The 20,339-nt window shown below is 44.8% G+C and carries 21 protein-coding genes; 15 read left to right on the plus strand and 6 right to left on the minus strand.

Annotation, left to right across the window (positions count from 1 at the left end; all coding sequences use genetic code 11):
- Positions 1–65 precede the first annotated feature (65 nt).
- The 6 genes from BK127_RS22580 (at position 66) to BK127_RS22605 (ending at position 4,847) form a co-directional block, all read left to right on the plus strand.
- Complete coding sequence (locus tag BK127_RS22580) at positions 66–941, plus strand: carbohydrate ABC transporter permease (protein ID WP_076233788.1); 876 nt, start codon at positions 66–68, stop codon at positions 939–941.
- Positions 942–954: 13 nt separating this feature from the next.
- Complete coding sequence (locus tag BK127_RS22585; protein ID WP_076233789.1) at positions 955–1,797, plus strand: carbohydrate ABC transporter permease; 843 nt, start codon at positions 955–957, stop codon at positions 1,795–1,797.
- A gap of 27 nt (positions 1,798–1,824) precedes the next feature.
- Positions 1,825–2,514 carry an N-acetylmannosamine-6-phosphate 2-epimerase gene (locus BK127_RS22590; RefSeq protein WP_076233790.1) on the plus strand — a complete coding sequence of 230 codons (690 nt, stop codon included), beginning with the start codon at positions 1,825–1,827 and terminating at the stop codon, positions 2,512–2,514.
- Between the two features lie 9 nt (positions 2,515–2,523).
- Positions 2,524–3,399 (plus strand): ROK family protein, encoded by an 876-nt coding sequence (locus tag BK127_RS22595; RefSeq protein WP_076233927.1) that lies wholly within the window; start codon positions 2,524–2,526, stop codon positions 3,397–3,399.
- Between the two features lie 70 nt (positions 3,400–3,469).
- On the plus strand, positions 3,470–4,324 hold the full coding sequence (locus BK127_RS22600; protein WP_076233791.1) for a MurR/RpiR family transcriptional regulator: 855 nt from the start codon (positions 3,470–3,472) through the stop codon (positions 4,322–4,324).
- Positions 4,325–4,376: 52 nt separating this feature from the next.
- A complete protein-coding gene (locus tag BK127_RS22605; protein WP_076233792.1) occupies positions 4,377–4,847 on the plus strand; it encodes a NanQ anomerase/TabA/YiaL family protein in 471 nt (156 codons plus the stop codon).
- Between the two features lie 117 nt (positions 4,848–4,964).
- Here the strand turns inward: BK127_RS22605 and BK127_RS22610 are convergent, their stop codons facing one another.
- Complete coding sequence (locus tag BK127_RS22610) at positions 4,965–5,867, minus strand: LysR family transcriptional regulator (RefSeq protein WP_076233793.1); 903 nt, start codon at positions 5,865–5,867, stop codon at positions 4,965–4,967.
- Positions 5,868–5,920: 53 nt separating this feature from the next.
- Entirely contained in the window at positions 5,921–6,559 is a 639-nt protein-coding gene (locus BK127_RS22615; protein ID WP_076233794.1) for an HD domain-containing protein, read from the minus strand.
- A gap of 249 nt (positions 6,560–6,808) precedes the next feature.
- On the opposite strand from BK127_RS22615, the gene BK127_RS22620 reads away from it, so the two are divergent.
- The gene (locus BK127_RS22620; protein WP_076233795.1) at positions 6,809–7,243 is read left to right on the plus strand and encodes an SRPBCC family protein; all 435 of its coding nucleotides are present in this window, start codon (positions 6,809–6,811) and stop codon (positions 7,241–7,243) included.
- A 195-nt stretch (positions 7,244–7,438) separates the two neighbouring features.
- Here BK127_RS22620 and BK127_RS22625 read toward each other — a convergent pair whose 3' ends face one another.
- Both BK127_RS22625 and BK127_RS22630 read right to left on the minus strand, forming a co-directional pair.
- Positions 7,439–8,323, minus strand: a complete 885-nt coding sequence (locus BK127_RS22625; RefSeq protein WP_076233796.1) for a pirin family protein — start codon at positions 8,321–8,323, stop codon at positions 7,439–7,441.
- Complete coding sequence (locus BK127_RS22630) at positions 8,298–8,771, minus strand: MarR family winged helix-turn-helix transcriptional regulator (protein ID WP_076233797.1); 474 nt, start codon at positions 8,769–8,771, stop codon at positions 8,298–8,300. The genes BK127_RS22625 and BK127_RS22630 overlap by 26 nt, the downstream gene beginning before the upstream one ends.
- 238 nt (positions 8,772–9,009) lie before the next feature.
- On the opposite strand from BK127_RS22630, the gene BK127_RS22635 reads away from it, so the two are divergent.
- The 8 genes from BK127_RS22635 to BK127_RS22670 all read left to right on the plus strand — a co-directional run bounded on the left by BK127_RS22635 (position 9,010) and on the right by BK127_RS22670 (position 17,342).
- Entirely contained in the window at positions 9,010–9,846 is an 837-nt protein-coding gene (locus BK127_RS22635) for a YitT family protein (RefSeq protein ID WP_076233798.1), read from the plus strand.
- Between the two features lie 19 nt (positions 9,847–9,865).
- Positions 9,866–10,561, plus strand: coding sequence for a response regulator transcription factor (locus tag BK127_RS22640; RefSeq protein WP_076233928.1), 696 nt, complete (start codon positions 9,866–9,868; stop codon positions 10,559–10,561).
- Positions 10,554–11,657, plus strand: a complete 1,104-nt coding sequence (locus BK127_RS22645) for a HAMP domain-containing sensor histidine kinase (RefSeq protein ID WP_076233799.1) — start codon at positions 10,554–10,556, stop codon at positions 11,655–11,657. Before BK127_RS22640 ends, BK127_RS22645 begins: the two co-directional genes overlap by 8 nt.
- A gap of 127 nt (positions 11,658–11,784) precedes the next feature.
- Positions 11,785–12,648: a VanY-A/VanY-F/VanY-M family D-Ala-D-Ala carboxypeptidase gene (gene vanY, locus BK127_RS22650; RefSeq protein WP_076233800.1), complete on the plus strand. Its 864-nt coding sequence runs from the start codon at positions 11,785–11,787 to the stop codon at positions 12,646–12,648.
- Positions 12,649–12,877: 229 nt separating this feature from the next.
- Entirely contained in the window at positions 12,878–14,647 is a 1,770-nt protein-coding gene (locus BK127_RS22655) for a sensor histidine kinase (protein WP_076233801.1), read from the plus strand.
- A gap of 35 nt (positions 14,648–14,682) precedes the next feature.
- Positions 14,683–15,504, plus strand: a complete 822-nt coding sequence (locus BK127_RS22660) for a response regulator transcription factor (RefSeq protein WP_076233802.1) — start codon at positions 14,683–14,685, stop codon at positions 15,502–15,504.
- A gap of 330 nt (positions 15,505–15,834) precedes the next feature.
- Positions 15,835–16,320 (plus strand): CcdC family protein, encoded by a 486-nt coding sequence (locus tag BK127_RS22665; RefSeq protein WP_076233803.1) that lies wholly within the window; start codon positions 15,835–15,837, stop codon positions 16,318–16,320.
- A gap of 200 nt (positions 16,321–16,520) precedes the next feature.
- Entirely contained in the window at positions 16,521–17,342 is an 822-nt protein-coding gene (locus BK127_RS22670) for a Cof-type HAD-IIB family hydrolase (RefSeq protein WP_076233804.1), read from the plus strand.
- Here the strand turns inward: BK127_RS22670 and BK127_RS22675 are convergent.
- Together BK127_RS22675 and BK127_RS22680 are read right to left on the minus strand one after the other, a co-directional pair.
- Positions 17,335–19,074, minus strand: coding sequence for a glycine betaine ABC transporter substrate-binding protein (locus tag BK127_RS22675; protein ID WP_076233805.1), 1,740 nt, complete (start codon positions 19,072–19,074; stop codon positions 17,335–17,337). The two genes, BK127_RS22670 and BK127_RS22675, sit on opposite strands and share 8 nt — an antisense overlap.
- Positions 19,074–20,276, minus strand: coding sequence for a quaternary amine ABC transporter ATP-binding protein (locus tag BK127_RS22680; RefSeq protein ID WP_076233806.1), 1,203 nt, complete (start codon positions 20,274–20,276; stop codon positions 19,074–19,076). Before BK127_RS22680 ends, BK127_RS22675 begins: the two co-directional genes overlap by 1 nt.
- Between the last annotated feature and the right edge of the window lie 63 nt (positions 20,277–20,339).

Here is a 20,339-nt window from a genome sequence, read left to right on the forward strand (position 1 = left end):
ATTCACGATTAGCAGTCTTGGGAGCGACGAGCTCCTGAGGCCGGCTAATTAGAAAGGTATACGACATGAGACTACGTAATCAATCCACCAAAGAAAGTATGACCGGTTATTTGTTTATTTTGCCGCAGATGCTGATTTTCTTGATTTTTCTGGTATATCCGATCATAGAAGGCATTAGGCTTAGTTTGTATCAGATCAATTATCAAACCGAGAAGTTTGTTGGACTGAGCAATTACGTGTCGCTGTTTAGTGATGATGTATTTTTTAAGGCGCTTTTCAATACGATTGTGTTCGTTGTTTGTATCGTCATTTTAACGGTTGGATTTGCACTGTTCGTAGCTTCCGCTGTATTCGATAAGAATGCGAAGTATGTCTCATTCATTAGAGGCAGCTACTATATACCCGTAATGGTATCTATGGTCGTGATGAGCATGGTGTGGAGCTTTTTGCTGAATCCTGCTAATGGACTGATTTCTTATTTTTCTAAGGAAATGGGTCTGGGCACGGTTAATCTCCTTGGGAAAACACAGACGGTTATGCCGGTTATTATATTCGTAACGTTCGTAACAAATGTGGGTCAAGCGATCATCCTGTATATTGCCGCGATGCTCGGCGTTTCCAAAGATTTGTTCGAGGCTGCGGAAGTGGATGGCGCCAGCAGATGGCAGGTTATTTTTAAAATACTGATTCCTTCCGTCCAATCGACCACGGTTTATATTGTTATTATCAACATCATTGCTGTTTTGAAAATATTTGTCGTGATTCAGCTCTTAACAGGCGGGGGGCCGAATAATTCCTCTGTGACGCTCATGTACTATCTCTATAATAATGCCTTCAAATATAATCAGCTCGGTACGGCTTCGGCAGTAGGGGTTATTATGTTCGTGATTACGTTGTTGTTGTCGATGCCACAGCTAAGAAGCTTGATTAAGGATAAGTAAGGGGGTATTCCGTATGTCGCAGAAAAATAACAAGAAGAAGATGGAACGATCTGATATTATATCCAATATCATTATCTTTCTCCTCGCGCTGTTTAACTTGTTTCCTTTATATTGGTTGTTTACAAGCTCGCTGAAAAACAGCTCGGATGTTGTGAAGATGCCGCCCGACTGGTGGCCGAGCACGATCACCTTCTCGAACTATGCAGATGTGTTTCAAAGCCAACCGGCTTTAAGATGGGCATTCAACAGCATATTTGTATCGGGTGCCTCCACCGTCCTTGTCATCATCGTAGGGGCGATGGCCGCGTATGCCTTCTCGAAGCTTAAATTCAAAGGCAAGGATATCATATTTATCATTTTTATTTCCAGCCTGATGATTCCCAAGGAAATCATGATTGTTCCTTTATTTCGGATTACGCAGCAATTCGGAATGGTCAACAGCTTCAACGGGATGATATGGCCGAACGTTGCTACCGCATTTGGGGTATTTTTGTTAAAAGGTTTTTTTGATGCGACTCCGAATGCTTTAAGAGAAGCGGCCAGAATTGATGGGGCTGGCGAATGGAAAACTTTTATGCAAATCATGCTGCCTATTGTCAAACCGGGCATTGGTGCGTTATTTATCCTAAACTTCGTTCAGGTCTGGAACGACTACCTATGGCAATCGGTCGTAGGGCAAGAGAAGAACATGAAAACATTAATGGTAGGTACCGCTACCTTGATGCAGGATCTGAATCCGAACTTCGCTTATAAAATGGCGGGGGCCACGGTGGCTGCAATACCGATGTTATTGATCTTTATTTTATTCCAACGGTACTTTACCCAAGGTATGACAGCTGGAGCTGTCAAAGAGTAAATATTATAGGTGTGGAGTTGGAAGCAGATGTATACAAACAGAAATATACTCGATATGATACAAAGAAAGCTGGTCGTTTCTTGCCAAGCCTTGCCTGAAGAACCGCTGCACAGCCCATTTATTATGGGAAGAATGGCATATGCGGCTTACTTGGGGGGCGCTTCGGGAATTCGAGCTAACAGCGTGGACGATATTAAGGAAATCAAAAAGCATGTGGATTTACCGATCATCGGGATTATCAAAAGTGTTTATGAAGGATCGGAAGTATTTATCACCCCTACGATGAAGGAAGTCGATGAGCTTTACCGCGAAGGTGTAGATATGATCGCGATGGATGCAACCGACCGCAGAAGACCGGATGGCTCAACCATAACGGAGCTGTTTCCTCGCATAAGAGAAAAGTACAAGGATCAGCTCTTTATGGCGGATTGCTCGACCTATGAGGAGGCCCTCACAGCTGTTGAGCTTGGTTTCGATAGTATCGGAACTACGTTAAGCGGTTATACAGAAGCGACCAAAGACAAATCCTTGCCTGATTTTGATTTGATCGAGAGACTCGTGAATACGGTATCTGTTCCCGTCATTGCAGAGGGCGGTATTTCGACACCCGAGGAATTAAAAAAATTATTCGATCTGGGTATTTACTCGGCTGTAGTGGGGTCTGCCATTACGAGACCGATGGAAATCACCAAAAAATTTATGAAGGCTGTCGAATAACGTATGGTCATGAAAATTTTAGCGGTGGATATCGGTGGAACCAACACGAAGATGGGCATTTGCGATGAACGAGGACATATCGTCGAATTTAAGGAGTACCCGACGGAAAGCGATAGGGGAGGCCCTCATGTCGTGGAAAGATTGCTTGACCAGATGGCCGACTATGAGGAATACGATGCCATTGCCATCAGTACAGCCGGTCAAGTCAATGTCGAAGAAGGATATATTGTTTATGCAAATCCCAATATTCCGGATTACACGGGCATGAAGATTAGGGAGCTTGTAGAAAATCGATTTCACAAGCCGGTTAAGGTAGAAAATGATGTCAATGCGGCTGCGCTCGGAGAAGCTTACTTTGGTGCAGCCCAATCGTTTCAAGATTTCTTATGTCTTACTTTTGGTACAGGGATCGGCGGAGCTATTGTTATTCATCATCAGATATACCGTGGAGCGAACGGTGTGGCCGCGGAGTTTGGGCATATGTTTACGCGTCCATTGTCGGAAATGAGCAGCAGTGCAGGCAAGCCGTACTATGAAACCTATGCTTCAACGACAGCCTTGGTCCGAATGGCCAAGCAAGCAGATCCGGAATGTGTGGACGGGAAAGTTTTATTTGATAAAATAAGAGCAGGCAACGATAAGCTGCAGCAAATTGTACACGCCTGGACGGCCGAGGTAGCCGTTGGTTTAGCGTCACTCATTCATATTTTTAATCCATCGGCTATTATTGTTGGTGGCGGAGTGATGGAGCAGGATGAGCTGGTTCGTCTAGTCGAGGTACAAACCAAGGATTTGATTATGGAGAGTTTCTCGGACGTGAAGATAGTTAAGGCATCACTTGGGAACAAGGCTGGTTTATTAGGTGCGGCATCACTATTTTTATGATGAATGTCGCGCAGCTGTAATCCCTGAAGCCCCGAGCGTCTGAATTTTGAGGATTAAAAGAGGTGATAGGTTGCGCGCAGTCAATATTTTTACAACGATACATTCCAAGTACAATAACCTGACGAATACGGAAAAAAAAGTAGCGGATCATGTCCTGGAAAATGCGAAAAGTGTGGTATACATGTCCATTACCGATCTGGCGGATGTTTGCGGAGTGGGTGAATCCAGTATATTCAGGTTTTGCAGGTCCTTGAGCTATAAAGGGTATCAGGATTTCAAGATTGCACTGGCACATAGCATCACGGTGGAAAATGAAATTCCGCAGCTCACGGACAAGGTTCTGATGAATGATACGATCGATCAGGTGGCTTCCAAGGTGCTGGCAACCAATATCAGCGCATTGAACGAAACGTTTAATTTAATCGATATCGCCAAAATGGATCAAGCCATAGACCATCTGCTTAAAGCGGAACGGGTCATCTTTTTTGGCGTCGGTTCTTCGTTAATGACGGCCATGGAAGCGAAAATCAAGTTTATGCGCATCACCAACAAAACGGAATGTACGATCGATTCGCATCTTCAGATGATGTCAGCGGCATTGATGACCAAACGGGATGTTGCCGTGATCATTTCATATTCCGGCTCTACCAAGGATACCATCGAGGTGGCCAAGAAGGTAAAAGAACGTGGCGCGACGATCATTTCCATTACCAGATTCGAGAAGTCCCCGCTTACTTCCTATTCGGATCTTACGCTGCTGTGCGGTGCGAACGAGGGCCCTTTGCAGGGCGGTTCCTTATCTGCGAAAATATCACAGCTCTATTTGCTGGATCTCCTATATGTTGAATATTTCAAAAGGGATTATGAGGAGTCCATTAGAAATAAGGAAAGCACAGCTGCGTCCGTGACTGTTAAATTACTTTGATATTGTGCAAATGTTGAATGACTTCTGAAATACGCAATTGGGGGAATCGGTTATGATTATAGGTTCGATGTCATTATGGGAAAGTCAATCTACATTCGAGCATAAGATTATCGTATCGGCCATAAAGGAACTGAATACAATCCTCAAACAAAATCCTGCTGCAGGGCGAATTGAAATCAATGGCGACCAGATATATGCTACGATTATGGAATTCGAAACCAAACCCATTCAAGATCAGCTTGCCGAGAAACATGAATTGTATATCGATGTCCATTACCTGATTGAAGGCGAAGAGACTATCGGCTGGTTTGCACTTCGGGACGATGCTGCAACCGCGAAGCCATATGACAGTGAGCAGGATTACGCGCTGTATGAGCCATCGGCGGACGAGCTATTGCTCCAGCTCAAACCTGGGATGTATGCGGTCTTTTTCCCGAACGATATTCATAGACCCGGCATGGGGCAGCAAACGAAAACTAAGAAGGCCGTAGTGAAAATTCATGTGGATTTGTTTAAATCATAAATTCGATTCGATTGGTTATGCGCGAAGGCAAGCTGACCGAAAGTCGAGGCAAAAGCCCGGTATCTATTAAGGTACTGGGCTTTTGCTATTTTAAGCTGGAGGAAGCCTACTGCGGAGTCACGTCGATGGAAGTAGCAAATGGTAAGCTTCTGTCGTTTTCTTTAATAAATCGATGAATTCACGAGCAGCGTACCCCATATATTTTTCCTTGTGATGGACCACTCCGATTTGTCTGTGGAAAGAGGGGTTTTCGATTTTGATAATGTTAATGTGTTCATTATTCCATATATTCAACAGCGTTCTGGAGAGAATGGATACGCCTGCCTGATTTTCTATCAAGCTAATAATAGCTTCCGGTGAATCTGTTTCAATTAACGGCGCGATGCTTATTCCTTGTAATGAACAAGCAGCATCAATTTGCTGGCGGCACTTGTAGTACTTGGGGAACAAAATGAAGGGCAAATGGGCTATTTCATCTAAATGGACGGTAGCATTGTGAGCCAAAGGATGATGTTTGGAAATAGCCAAATACAGCTCCTCCTCGTATAAGGGCACTGTGGTCATTCGTTCATCATGCACCGGAACAATCGTTAAAGCAAAGTCAATTTCATTCTGCAGGGCCCGTTCTACAATATCATCGGAACTAATAATCGTAATCTTGATGTTGGGATAATTGTCGTGAAATTCCAAAAGCAATTGGGAAACCAATTGATTAAGCTCACCCGTTAGAGCTCCTACTGTCAAGCTGCCTTGTTTCATAGTTTGCAGTTCCTGAATCTCTTCCCGAGCACTTACCATGCTGTTAAATATCGTGTGGCAATGCTTTAATAAGATGAATCCAGCTTCGGTTATCGCTGTTTTTTTTCCTATTCGGTCAAATAGCAAGGTGCCCATTTCATCTTCTAATGCTTTGATTTGATGGCTTAAAGTAGGCTGAGTTACTCCTAGTTCCTCCGAAGCACGTGTGAAATGAAGCGTCTTGCATACTGCCATAAAATATTCTAACTGCCTGATTTCCATATTGACCTCCGCAAGACATTATAAAGACTGATTACAATGTCCCTATTATACCACTACTCCCTCCACGGCGATTGCAGCACACAGTCACAAAAATTGGTATGCTTAAAACCCGGAAGTAAAAGCCCGCATACATCGGCTTTGATATTCCCAAACGTAGTTTCCGGCTTATGTTTAAAGCCTTCAAGGAAAGCTGGCAAGATCTTCGTTTTGAAATTATCACGTGGGAACGCAACGACAACCTTCTCACGTATGTCCTCCGAGATGCTGTCAAAGTTTTCACCCATAACATCATAGCCTACTCCTGAATAGATTAACGCCACTTCAGGCTCTTTATACTGGGCAACCCCGATGGTCGTGTGCAGGGCGATAGCATCCCATACAAGTCGAATAGATTCATCAGGAACTCCGTGCTGCTGAAGATAGTTTCTGGCTGCATTGGCCCCATCGACTTCAAAGCGTTTGTCGGGGCTGCTATATTTCGGGGTAAGCCCCAAGTCATGAAACAGTGCGCTAATATAAAGAAGCTCGGGATCGAATTTGACTCCTGCATGCTGGCCTTGAAGAGCTCCGAAAAGATAGACGCGGTGGGAATGGTTCCATAATAGGGTATCACCATGCTCGCGAAGTAATTCAGCCGCTCCAACCGCTAGCTTACTATCAGGAATACGAATATCAGCAATGGATTTCAACATAAAAAGGGCCTCCTCAGTGGTAGTTGAATACCCACCCATTATAATGCCCTTAATAATGATCGATCAATGCTATTGTTTCTATGATAACAATAGATATTACGCATGATGTTGTCCTATATTTTACAATGGGTAAGGGTGGCATTATGATGAAGAAGAGGGTGTTAGTTAACAGGTAGTTAACCAATCCAAGCGTGCGCTGTGACGCTGCTTGGGGGTTACTGAACCTACTATAAGGAATGAGGTGTTGTAATGGACAGCAAGACGTTTTCCGGGCCGCATAAGGCTATTGGTCAAACGGCTACAGTAGGTTTCCAAGTTGGAGTTCGAAGAACGCTTCCTATCTCCCAGGAGCAGGCCTGGTCAATTCTGATCTCTCCTGAGGGCTTGAAATTATGGCTCGGCGACCTGCCATCCCTTAATCTAAACGTGGGGGAATCTTTTCGATCCAAAGAAGGCAATACAGGTCAGCTGCGAGTGGTCAAGCCGTTTCAACAACTCCGTATGACATGGGGGACCAAGGACTGGGAACAGCCATCCACTCTGCAAATTCGTTTGCTATCCGATAAGCCTGACAAAACAACGATTAGCTTTCACCAGGAAAAGCTGGATAGTTCCAACACAAGAGAACAGATGAAGCTTCATTGGGAACAGGTACTAGCCGCGATCACAAACCAAATCACATAAAGTGGTTGTTCCTTGCCTAAGGCTCAATGATATGGATACGAGGGACGTCGACCACATGAAAAGCGTAACACTATTGGACTTTCAATGGAAAATTATGTTGATTAAAAGAAAAGAGAGATCAACATAAAAAAGAAATGACTCCCGATAAATCCAGAAGTCATCTCATGGCTGCTGAGCTGTGCTTTCCCTGATGTGTTAGAAATTTGCGTTACCCATTTTGCCTGATTGAAAGTCTTGATAAGCCTCAGTAATCTCTTCGCGGCTGTTCATGACAAAGGGACCTTGTTGAAAGATGGGCTCATTAATGGGTTCCCCGCTTAGGATAATGACCAGTGTATCATCGCTTTGTCCTTCAATGACGATTTCACCGGAAGTATTGCCAAATAGAACAAAGGTTCCTTCGCTCGCGATGGTGGTTTCGTTGATTTTGGCTTCCCCTCTAAGCACCAAAGCGGCAGTGTTGAACGAGGAGGGGAGCTCGAATTGCGCTCTCCCATTAGCTTTGAAATCAATATCAAACAAATGGATCGGCGTGAAGGTGCTGGCAGGCCCACGAACGCCGTTGTACTCACCAGCGATGATACGGACTTCTCCGCCATCATCAGGCAGCGCTACTCTACCCATATTTGATTTCAGCAATTCCTGATATTGGGGCGGGTGCATCTTATTCGCACGAGGGAGATTAACCCACAGTTGAATAAAATGAAAGCTACCGCCGCGTTGCGAAAATTCCTTCTCATGATATTCCTTATGCAGCAGTCCTGAGCCTGCTGTCATCCACTGAACGTCCCCAGGTCCAATGATTCCGTGGTTGCCATGGTTATCATGATGCTCGACATAACCGTCATAAGCAATAGATACCGTTTCGAAGCCTCTGTGAGGATGAGCGCCGACTCCTTTGGTTTTACTGCTGGGTGGAAAAACAAACGGTGCGTTATAGTCCATGAGAATAAACGGGCTGAATCGTTGTCCGAAGTTATTACCCGACGGAAAGTAGTTGGATACACGAAATCCATCCCCTACCATATGGAATGGTGCACCCTGATAGGTTCCCTCAATAGTTCTGAATGATGTTGTCATATTCATGCACTCCTTTACCTAATAGTTTGAGCAGCTCAATGGTTTCTTGCTTTTGCGCTTGCGAAAGGCCATTCATAATTTGCTGTATACTTTCTGCATGCTGTGGGAAAATACGATCAATCATTTCTTTACCTGCAACCGTCAAGTCTGCATAAACAACTCTTCGGTCTTCAAGGCAAGGGATCCGTTCAACGAGCCCCTTTTTCTCCAGCTTATCCAGGTTATAAGTCATCGTGCCGCTTGTGATTAGAATTTTCTCGCCAATTTGTTGAATGGGTATTTTGCCTTTGGTCGATAATACCTCCAGAATTCCGAACTCGGAAGGAGTTAACTCATAGTTTTTAATATCCTTGGCAGCCTTATCCATAAGGCTCTTGTAGGTTTTGGATAACACGACCAAGAGCTTGAGTGAAAGAGCTTGATCATCATCCGCAGGCTGCTTCGTCATTGTGCATCACCTCATCGATAATATCTTTATATAAATAATCTTAAATTAAAGATATCATGTTAAGAATGTTTAGTCAACCCATGCTTCCATCGAAATGATGTGGAGATAATGGGTTCCATCGTCGGACAGCCAGCCTAAAAATTCGTCGATTTTATGCGTAATTGCGTAATATGGTATACTATTCTCGCGTATAGGACGTTCGCACAATGATCGTGTATATATAAAAGGTGGCATTGTCATGAAACAAAAAGGCATAGATATGATTTTTCTTATTGCAGGTTCGTTGATGTTCGCACTGGCTGTTAATCTTTTTATTATTCCCAATACCTTTGGTGAGGGCGGGGTTACGGGCTTAACGATTATTTTATATTACTTGTTCCAATGGTCTCCGGGACTGGTCAACTTGATATTGAATGCTTTTTTACTGATGATCGGCTATAAATTTTTGGATAAGACGACGATTATTTATACGATCATTGCTGTGGTCTTCAATTCTTTTTTTCTGTACGTTACAGAGGGCTGGCGCATTTCCTCTAATGAGCTGTTGGTAAATGCCATATTTGGCGGGGTATTTGCTGGTATCGGGCTTGGCTTGATTATTCGGGTAGGTGGCACTACGGCGGGTTCGACGATATTGGCCAGGATTGCTAATAAGTATTTGGATTGGAATATCAGCTACTCCTTGCTGTTGTTGGATTTAATCGTCGCAGCTTCTTCCTATTTTATTATTGGGGCCCAGAGCTTGATGCTTACGATTATTATGCTTTATGTAGGCACCAAGGTGATGGATTTTATTATTGAAGGCGTTAATCCCAAAAAGGCGGTCACGATTATATCGGAAGAACAGAATAAGATCGCTGAGCAAGTGAATGTACGGTTGGACAGAGGCGTTACCGTTATGTACGGTCATGGTTACTATTCCAAAAAGCCCAGAGAGATCCTCTATATTGTAGTGAGCAAGCAGGAAGTCAGTTTGCTCAAAAAAATTGTGAAGTCGATTGATAAAAATGCGTTTATTACCGTTCATGATGTGCGTGATGTATTCGGAAACGGGTTTGTTGATATTTCAAAGTAATACACAAGGGATGGATCCTATGAAACGAATCACCATTTTAATAGCTGACGATGAGATAGAGATTGCGGAGCTGGTTGCGTTGCATCTGCACAAAGAGGGTTATCACGTTATTAAAGCTTCGGATGGGCTGGAGGCTGTTCAGGCTGTTCAGACACATGCCATTGATTTGGCGATTCTAGATATTATGATGCCCAAGCTGGACGGTTATGAAGTCACCCGACAAATTCGGGAACAGCATGCTATGCCAATCATTTTTTTGAGTGCCAAAACCTCTGACCTGGATAAGATCGCAGGACTGGTAAGGGGAGCGGACGATTATATGACCAAACCGTTCAACCCGATGGAATTGGTTGCTCGTGTGAATGCTCAGCTGCGGCGTTCGATGCAGTTGAATCAACCGGCAGCAGCGAATAAACCTGTGTTGGAGGCAGGGGGATTGGCTATTTATCCGGATCAACGTACCGTTACCCTGTATGGCCAGACTGTCGAGCTGACGCCAAAGGAATTTGATATCTTGTACTTGCTGGCCCGTTCTCCCAAGAAAGTCTATAGTGCGGAACATATTTTTCAGCAGGTGTGGGGCGAAGCCTACTATGAGGGTGGTAACACGGTCATGGTGCATATCCGTACCTTACGGAAAAAGCTTGGAGAAGATATGCATAAAAACAAGCTGATCAAAACCATTTGGGGAGTTGGGTACACATTTAATGGATAAAAAGCTGCGCAGCTTCCGGTCCAAAATGATCCTGCTACTCGGTTTAAGTATGATTCTATCCGGCATCATTACCTATGTTGTCTATAAAGCTCTCCAGCTGTATTATCATTCTCAAGTCCGATATGGAGATTCACTGGCTTATATTCGCTTGTTTGTGAATAGGATCGGAGACGTTAACTTTTTCCTGCTTATTTTTGTCCCGCTCGCGATAATGTTTTTCTTTTTCTTAACGAAGCCTTATGCTGCTTATTTTCATAAGATTTCCAACGGGATACATCATCTCGCCAATGGCGATTTTAAAAACCGGGTCCATATCTCAGCGGGCGATGAATTTGGCGATATTGCGAAGGATATTAATCTGGCTAGTGAAAAATTGCAAGCGGCTGTAGAGAGAGGCGATTTTGCAGAAAGCAGTAAGGATCAACTGGTCTTGAATTTGGCTCATGATTTGCGTACGCCTCTGACCTCAGTTTTGGGTTATTTGGATTTCATTCTTAAGGACGATCAATTAACAGAGGAACAAATCAAACATTATACGAGCATCGCTTTTACCAAGTCTCAACGATTAGAAAAGCTGATTGATGAGCTATTTGAAATAACCAGAATGAACTACGGCATGCTTCCCATTGAAAAGGAAGAAATTGATCTTAGTGAGCTGCTTATACAAGTAAATGAAGAGCTATATCCGGTTTTGGAGAAAAATCAACTTATAGCCCGATTGAATGTAGCTCCGCATCTGAATATGTGGGGTGACGGCGAGCTCTTGGCACGTGTATTTCAAAATCTTTTGACCAATGCCATCCGTTATGGAAGTGACGGCCAGTTTGTAGATATTAATGGCTATCTGGATGCCGGAGAAGTAGTCGTTCAAGTAGTTAATTATGGTGATTGTATTGATCCTGAGGAACTGCCCCATATTTTTGAAATGTTTTATACCGGCGACCAAGCACGATCTCATCAAGGGGGTAGTACAGGTCTCGGCTTGTTCATTACGAAAAATATTGTGTCGCAGCATCATGGCACCGTTACTGTTCAAAGCAGCTTGATACGTACGGTCTTTGAAGTGCGTTTACCCCGAGAGCACACCACGATATAACCAGATCATACAATCCCATCCCAAGTTTCCGTGCTCCCATAATTTAAGAAAAACTTTATATTTACCCCACTTCTTTTTAAAGATTTTCCCCTATCCTGAAGGTGTGTAGGACAGGAGGAAATTGAGGATGAAGAAGTGGTTTTTTTTGTTTGTTGTTCTTTTGCTGCTCGGTTATGGAGTCTTTCAACAAAAGGCGGAGGTCTTACAGCTGTATCCAAGTAACAAACCCAATCAAACACAAGAGGTGTCTTCTCAGGTGAAGAACCAAACGATAAAGGTGGCAAAGGATCAGGTCTACCAAGGGAGTCTGATATTGGTCAATAAGGTATATCCGCTTCATCAACAAGGTGTGAAATCCGATGTCATCAAGCTGTCTCAGCATAAGGAATTGGTTAAGGGCTATGGCTTGTACGATAACAATATCCAACTATCCAAAAGTGTAGTTCAAGCATTCCAGAAGCTGGTTGGTGCTGCTGATAAAGATAAAGTACGCAATTTTTCCATAACAAGCGGCTATCGGGGCCTGAAGGAGCAAGAGAAGCTGTATGAAGAAATGGGCTCGGACTATGCATTGCCCGCGGGGTATAGCGAACACAATCTAGGTTTATCTCTGGATATTGGATCCACTTTGATGGAGATGAATCAAGCGCCTGAAGGAAAGTGGCTTAATCAAAATGCGTGGAAATACGGTTTTATTTTACGCTATCCGAAGGACCAGACAGCGATCACAGGCATTCAATATGAGCCTTGGCATTATCGTTATGTTGGTTTGCCTCACAGCGCCATTATGCAAAAACAGCATTTGGTTTTGGAGCAATATTTGGATTGCGTTAAAAAAGAAAAGAGCGTTACGTTTCAGGTTGATGGTGAGAAGTATGAGATTTCTTATTACCCGGTTTCCAATAACACGACGATTAAAGTACCCGCCAACCGCCGCTATGAAATATCAGGCAACAACATGGATGGAGTCATTGTGACGGTGTATCCCTGACTTCAACGAATTCATTAAAAAATAATCCCTAACCATGGGTAGATAAGCTATAATAAAATCCGGATAGCTATTTAGATGCAGCAGCTTGGATAGGTGAAGGAACAGCTGAATTTTACAAAAAACTGTAAATTTATCAATCTGAATGGATCCGCAGAAGCGAGATCCTTTCTTTCATACAATTTTTACGATAGGTTTGGATCAAATTCTACCTGGAGGATAGCAGCCGATTATGAGCTACGTACTGTACTTTTCTGCACTGCTGATGGCCGCTACTTGCTGCTCCTTGTTCATGACCTACCTTTGCTGGAAAAGGAGGGAGCTGCCGATCGCGGTCAGCTTGGGCTTGGGCTTGCTGGCGGGTTCCTTTTATTCCTTCGGATATGCCTTTGAAATTGTCAGCTCCAACCTTGAGCAAATCCGCTTCTGGTTGAGGTTTGAATATATCGGAATTCCTTTTGGCACGGTACTCTGGTTTATGATGGTGCTGCAGTTTACGGGTCACCAAGCTTTTCTGAACAGATGGAGAGTCGCTTTGCTGATGGTCGTTCCTGTTGTTACGTTCATAGCACATTATACGAACGACTGGCACCATTTGTTTTACAAAAGTATAACGATTGACGATTCTGAGGGATTTCCACTAGCTTCCATGGTCACGGGCCCTTTATACAAGGTTCATGTGGGGTATGCCTATTTCTTTTGCATTATCGGCATGGGTTTACTGTTTCATATGTATCGGGATGCGGCCTCTACGGTGAGGAAGCAAATTATTTTTGTGGTGATTGGGTCCTGCGGGCCTTACGGCGTGACGGCTGTATATTTGAGCGGTATTATCCCTACATCCGTTGATTTTTCCCCTTTCGGATTTGTTTTTTCGGGAATTTTCTATATGTGGGGAATCTATCAATTTAACCTGCTGAAGTTGGCTCCTCTGGCTTTACAAAAAGTGTTTGAATCGATGCGGGACGCAGTTATTGTATTAGATCTGGACTATAGGGTCACCAGCTTCAATCAGTCAGCCAGACGGGTGATGGCAGGCTTGAATCATAAAAAAGCGAATGGTATGCTGGCTGCCGATGTCTTCTCTGTGTATCCGGAGCTAATAGACAGGATCAGACAGGAGCCCTTCAAGGATAGCAGGCTGATGATTACAGAGGCAGAAACCTCCAAATTTTATAATGTCCATATCTCACAGGTCAGTGACAACAAACAGGTTGCGCTGGGTATTATGCTGCTGTTAAGCGATGTTACAGAGGATGTACATAATCAGGAAAAGTTGTTAACGAGTACCAGGCAGCTTGGCGAGCTCAATTCGTTCAAGGACAAGCTGTTCAATGTTATCGCTCACGATATTCGCGATCCGCTTGCGGTGCTTGTCAGTTTGATGGAGCTCATGGAGGAGGAAATGCAGTCTTGTGATGGGGAGCATGATGAGGTAGTCAACGAAATGGGACAGCAAATCCAGAATACCTTTATGTTGGTGGAAAGCTTGCTGGAATGGTTTCGCAGCCAAAAAGGTGGAATGGTGTTTAACCCGGTTATCGCTGATCTGTCCCACACTGTTCAGGCTAATATCCGGCCGCTGCAGGTGCGAAGTAAAGGCAAGCGCATTCAAATAACGTCTCTGATACCAAAAGGGACCCGGATATATGCTGACAAAGAAATGTTGGATCTGGTCATTCGCAACCTCCTGTCTAATGCGATTAAATTTACAGATAACGAAGGAAGCATTCAAATTGAAGCCCATCAGGTAGATAATGAAATTATTGTATCGATCAAAGATACCGGGTCTGGTATAACGCCGGATCAGGCCAGTACCTTATTTCAGGACGATAATCCGGTTTCTTCAGTGGGAACGGCTGGCGAGCGGGGTGTAGGGCTGGGGCTCACTTTATGCAGAGAGTTTGTTCGAATGAACGGTGGAGATATCTGGTTCGATAGTAAGCCTGATCAAGGGAGCATCTTTTACTTTTCCATTCCTACGCTTCACGAGGAAGCTTGAGCAATTACCGGACTAAATGGAAGGTGGGGTGTGGGATGAAGATCGTCATTGTTGATGACGAAAGGGCTATGCATTTGATCATGAGACGAATGCTTGGCAAGATCGAGGAAGTCGAAGTTGTAGGCAGTTTTCTGGAGACGATGTCGGCGTATTCGTTTGTGGAGAACCATGAAGTCGATCTGGTGCTGGTCGATATTAGTATGCCAAGAGAAAGCGGGATTGAATTTGCGCAAAGATTAAGAGAGCGTGGCGAACATATGAAAATTGTGTTTGTGACTTCACATAAGGAATATGCACTATCGGCATTCGACGTCTATGCGTACGATTATATCGTCAAGCCGCTTACACAGGACCGACTGCTTCGAACGATTCAGAGAGCACTTGCAAAACGCTCGAATGAGGATGTTCGGGAAGGCCGCAGGTCGAATACCTTTGCCGCGGGGCCTGTAGAAACGAAGCATGAATCTGAGGGAACTAACTTGGCCGAGCAGGAGCCCCGAACCAACTTAATGGAAAATTGGCCAGATCGGATAGAGGGGGGGAAGTTGACGAATAAGCTTGGATACCAGAAATTGAATGATGCAGATCAGCTGACGAACAGCCCTGAACATATGGAGCCTCATCTTGCGAAGGATACCGGGGATGCCTTACAGGTCCTTGTGGATCCCTTGACGAACCGCGAAACGGAAATATTACTGGCTCTGGCAGAAGGCTTATCCAATAAGGAAATAGCCGATCGATTTTTATTAACAGAAGGTACCGTCAAAAACCATTTGTACAATCTGTACAGCAAGCTTAGTGTGAAAAGGCGGGCGCAGGCTATTAAACGGGCGAGGGAGCTGCGGATATTAAGATAAGCTGTAAAGCATTCCATCTATTTCATCATATTGGGGGTCAGGTCAGACCGGTATGCTTACGGATTAAAGAAAGCGTGTTATGCGTTGCAGCGCAGAATTCGCTTTTTTGTGTATTCATGGCAATCTAGGCAGACGGTGAGACCGGAGAAATTTACGACATATGGGTAATAGTCACGGTTGACTACTACAGATTAACGATATATAATCATAATTATATTAGTCACGAATGACTAATTGAATGTCAGTCTTGGACTGTGTACTTTCTTATAGGATTGAACAATGATTTTTCTGAGATTATGATGGGAAGCCTAATATAGGAGGGATACAGTTATGGTCCAATTCGGTGCAGTTCATATGCAAGTTGTTTCGAGCATTGGAATGGTGGCGATGGCACTGCTAGCCATCTTCGTCCGTATGAGAGGGACCAACAAACCGATCTCAACAGTAAAAATCATCATGCCACCGATCGGTATGAGCACTGGTTTTTTGATGTTTGTCGCGCCTGCCTTCCGGGTGCCAGGGATGTGGGGTTTGCTTGCTTTTTTGGTGGGACTGCTGTTATTTTCTTATCCATTAATCCGAAGCTCGCAATTGGAGCTGCATGATGGTCAAGTGTTCGTCAAGCGATCCAAGTCGCTGGCATTCGTCATGCTCGGTCTGTTGGCATTAAGGGTAGCGCTTCATAGCTACATCGAACAATATATATCGATCCCGCAAACAGGAGCGCTTTTCTTTCTACTCGCTTTTGGCATGCTCGTACCTTGGCGGGCTGCCATGCTGCTGAGATATCGTAGGCTGCAGCGCACAGTTTCGTAAACATCACACCTGAAAATGTGAATATAAATAGCAATCTCGCTCGTGTTCGAGTGGGATCAAGGACTGTGTGTTCTGCCGTTGCAGAGCCATGGTCCTTTTCTTTGGTAAAGTCATCAACCTCTTGCTTTCATAAAAGAGTTCTGGGACAATGAAAAGCAGATTCTTCATACGAAAGAGCAGACTGGAAAGGGCGTAATAGGATGAACTACAAAATGATCGTACTTGATTTAGATGACACGTTACTTCGTGATGACCATACCATCTCTCCGCGTACCCTGAAAGCATTAATCAACGCACAGGAAGCAGGGGTTAAGGTAGTACTTGCTTCCGGCCGTCCTACGTTTGCGATGACCCATATTGCCAAGGAGCTGGAGCTCGAAAAATACGGAAGTTATATATTATCCTTCAACGGTGCGACAATTATTAACTGCGCAACCAACGAACCGATATTCAGCAGTACCTTAACGCCAGAAACGGTACATGAGCTATACCACATAAGTAAACAAGAGAAAGCATGGATTCACACCTATACAGGTGATGAGATCGTAACGGAAGCCCATAATGAGTATACCGATATCGAATCCGTTATTACGGGGATGAAAATCGTCAAGGTAGATAGCTTTGTCGATGCGATCCAACAACCCGTTGTAAAGGTATTAATGATGGAAGACCCTGAAAAGCTGGTAATGGTCGAAAAGAAACTTCAAGAGCAGCTCAAAGGCAAGATGAGTGTAATGCGCTCGAAGCCGTTTTTCCTGGAGTTCACGGAAGCTGGCGTAGATAAAGGGACAAGCTTGCATCATCTTATTCAGCAGCTTGGCATTCAACAAGAAGAGGTCATCGCCATCGGAGACAGTTACAACGATCTTGCCATGATTACATTTGCAGGACTGGGCGTGGCGATGGGCAACGCCCATGATGATATTAAACAAATTGCCAATTTTGTTACGGATACCAATATGAACGATGGCGTTGCCAAGGTCGTTGAAGCCTTTATTTTAGATAAGCTTGCAGCTATTTGACAGCCAAGTCTTCAATAGAGGTAACGCTCATATAGGCAGGAACGACCAGTCCGAGCTTGGTTCCAACCAGGTTGGGTCCGAGATCTTCAAATTTACCTTGAAATTTCTCATAATAGTCTTGATGTGTTGTGGGCAGCCAGCCTGCCACCATGGCGTCAGCATCTCCGCTAGCGATCCCTGCCCACATCGGTCCGGCTTCCACCTGCAGCATATCCACTTGGTAGCCTAATTTGTTTTCCAGCACGTATTTAACAACGTTCGTACTGGAGATTTCAGAATCCCAAGCTACATAGGCAAGCTTTAACTTCTTTCCTCCCACTTTGGGAATCCCGCTAATCCAGGCATTCACTTTATCTGGGTTAGCCTCCACCCACTGTGAAGCCGCTTCTTCCGGTTTGTGCCCCTCCTGAATGTTGGCCATCACCTGCTCCATATCGGCAGGCTTCCACTGAAAACGATCAAGGAATTGGTAAGCGGCAGGCTGATCTGCTTGCAAATGCAGACGTACAATCGTGTGAATCTCCTCATCACCACCGAATACGTTTTTCGGATCGGCCAAATATTTGAGCTCGTACTTGGCAAACATCCAGTGTGGTGTCCAGCCAGTCACGATAATGGGCTTGCTTTCCTTGTAGGCTCTGTCCAGGGCTATGGTCATAGCCGTACTGGACCCTTCGATGAGCTTCCAAGAGGTAAGGTCATAGGCTTTAAGTGCTTTGTCCGCAGCATTCATGAGGCCTGAACCGGGATCAATGCCAATTATGCTGTAGCCCACCTGATCTCCCACAGAAGAACCTGTCGCAACAGGAGCCTTGTTCCTTATTCCGATAAATATAGCAGCGATGCAGAAAGCGACTACAGCCGCGATGATCAAAGGCTTTTTTAAGGCGAAAGACGGTTTCGCTGTTCTTTTCTTACCGATTACGCTCTGTGTCAATCGGTCCAGCAAGATGGCCAATACGACAACGGCAAGTCCTGCCTCAAACCCCTGTCCTGTTTTCAATTGGGTGACCGCCCGGTATACATCGGCTCCGACACCTTGTGCTCCGATCATGGAAGCAATAACTACCATCGACAAAGACAGCATAATGGTCTGATTGACCCCGGCTAATATAGTCGGCAGCGCGAGTGGAAACTGAACTTTAAAAAGCTTCTGAGCCGGAGTCGACCCGAAGGAATCCGCAGCCTCCACCAAATCATCTGGTACCTGTAAAATGCCGAGATTCGTTAAACGAATAGTTGGCGGGATTGAGAAAATAACCGAGGCGATAACACCTGGAACGACGCCAAGACCAAAAAAGGTAACCGCAGGGATCAGGTACACAAACGCTGGCATCGTCTGCATAAAGTCCAGTATCGGGGTCAGAGTACTCCTCACCGAGCGGTTTCTGGCGCACCAGATCCCGAGAGGCAGACCAAGAATAATGGAAATAAGAGCGGAGGTTAATACCAGCGCCAAGGTGTCCATGGTGGGTTCCCAATAACCGAGATTAAGAATAAGCAGCAATCCGAGTACTGCAAACAACGCCAGCCGCCATTTACCGAAGTAGTAGGCAAGAAGCGTCAGGATTACGATAACGACAAGAGCGGGGAAAGCATGGAAAAGGAACGTAAATCCACCTACAATCCCGCCAATAATCGAAGAGAAAAAATGAAACAGAAATGCCAGATTCGTATTCAGCCAGCTGATGACGGATTCTACCCAGCGGTCCAAAGGAATTTTTGGGAGCATCAGGGGTTCACCTTCTTGTCAGTAGGTTCAGGGGCGCCTGCAATGGCAGCCAGAACTGCGCCGCGGACGATAATACCTAATAGACGTCCTTTTTCATCGACCACTGTAACCGGAATTTTGGCACTGCTAATCAGCTCAAAGCACTCATTCAGATGGATGTCAGGCGGAACCGTAGGCACATCCCGAATGACGATATCCTCAATGGTTTGACGAGCTTGTACAGCCATAGCTGCATCTTCTGCCGTAATGGCACCTATCAGCCTCTTGGCTCTGTCCACGACATACAGGTTCGAAATCCCGCTTTCCTGCATCAGCTGCAGGGCGACTCGGGGTCCGCGCTCCATAGTAATGGTTTCCGGTCTACGCATCACGTAGGCAGCTGTTAATACTTTGGACAGATCGACATCCTCCACGAAACGTTCCACATATTTGTTCGCCGGATTCATTAATATTTCCTCAGGTGTCCCAATCTGGACAATGGAGCCGTCCCGCATAAGAGCGATCTTATCGCCGATTCGCAGTGCTTCATCCAAGTCATGCGTGATGAAAATAATCGTTTTTTTCATTTTATCCTGAAGCTCCAGCAGCTCGTCCTGCATATCCTTACGAATTAAAGGGTCCAATGCGCTGAATGCCTCATCCATAAGGAGAACGTCCGGATCATTCGCTAAAGCGCGAGCCAGTCCAACCCGCTGCTGCATGCCACCACTCAGCTGGTCGGGATTACTGTCCCCGAGTCCATGCAAACCGACAAGCTCCAAGGACTCCAGCGCTTTCTGCCGATTGGCCTGCTTGGAGCCGCCTTGAATCTCTAGTCCAAACTCGACATTCTCAATGACTGTTTTATGCGGAAACAAGGCGAACTTTTGAAAAACCATACTGATCTTGCTGCGCCTGACTTGACGAAGCTGTTCCTGGTTCATCGTTACGATGTTCTGTCCATTAATGAGAATTGTTCCTGAGGTCGGTTCAATAAGACGGTTCAATAGACGGATCAGAGTCGACTTTCCGCTTCCCGACAATCCCATAATGACAAAGATTTCACCAGCCTGTATGGTCAAATTGACTTTGTTGACGCCAATGGTATGCTTGGTTTCTTCGTATATTTTCTTTTTGGACCATCCCTTATCCAGAAGCAAGAGGGCCTTTTTGGGGTCTTGTCCGAATACCTTCGTCAAATTGATAACTTCAACAATATGCATAGTGACCTCCATCGACAAATTCCACTCGAACCCAAGTTTCAATGTTAATGGTATATACATAAA

The organism is Paenibacillus sp. FSL H7-0331 (assembly GCF_001956045.1).